At 65.3% G+C, this 245-nt stretch carries 1 protein-coding gene; it reads left to right on the forward strand.

From position 1 onward, the window contains the following. Positions 1 to 245: cbb3-type cytochrome c oxidase subunit I (locus AC0IWM_RS23860; protein ID WP_471759163.1), on the forward strand; the 245-nt coding region annotated here is incomplete at both ends.

Here is a 245-nt window from a genome sequence, read left to right on the forward strand (position 1 = left end):
GATCATCGGCGGCGTGCTGTTCGGCATGCTCGCCGGCATCACCTACTGGTTCCCGACGGCCTTCGGCTTCAAGCTCGATGAGTTCTGGGGCAAGGTGTCGTTCGGGTTCTGGCTGACCGGGTTCTGGTTCGCCTTCATGCCGCTCTACGTCCTCGGCCTGTTGGGCGTGACCCGCCGCGTCCAGCACTTCGACGACCCGTCCCTGCTGAGCTGGTTCGTCATCGCGGCCTTCGGCGCGCTGCTGA

The sequence above is a fragment of the Methylobacterium sp. AC433 genome, assembly GCF_979253015.1.